Genomic DNA, 543 nt, shown 5'->3' on the forward strand with positions numbered 1-543 from the left:
TCTACGCGATCGGCGCCTTGGTCGCACCGCCGCGCCGCGCCGCGGTCGCGGGCGGTGGGATCGACGTGGGTGATCTGCGGGCGGCGGTCGAGGCCCAGTACCGGGCTCTGATCGACCGAGCACCGGACGACCGGGCACTCGTCGCGGCCGCCGAGGAGGTCATCGGGGCGCTGCGGCAGGTTCTGGACACCCCGCACCTGCTGCGTCCCGGCTCGCCGGAGACGTTCGCCGTCGAGCGGACGGTCGCCGATTACCTGCCCACCGCGGTGGAGACCTATCTGGGGCTGCCGCGGGCCTACGCCGAGACCCACCGGCTGCCCGACGGCCGCACCCCCCGCGATGTCCTGCTGGCGACGCTGGCCCTGCTCGCCGGTGGGATGCGTGAGGTCACCGAGGCGGCCGCCCGCGGCGACACGGCCCAGTTGCTCGCGCACAGCTGCTTTCTCACCGACCGGTTCGGCCCGACCGAGCTCACCCTGCCCGATCCAGCCCTGCCCGATCCAGCCCGGCCCGACCTGCCACACCTCCCGGGCTCATCTAGGG

1 protein-coding gene is annotated in these 543 nt (G+C 74.4%); it reads left to right on the top strand.

The annotated features are described in order from the left end of the window. Window positions 1-543, top strand: a 543-nt coding sequence (locus ACY45C_RS14160; RefSeq protein WP_462188073.1) for a hypothetical protein, incomplete at both ends; no start/stop codon positions are given.

This window comes from Frankia sp. CcWB2 (assembly GCF_977927585.1).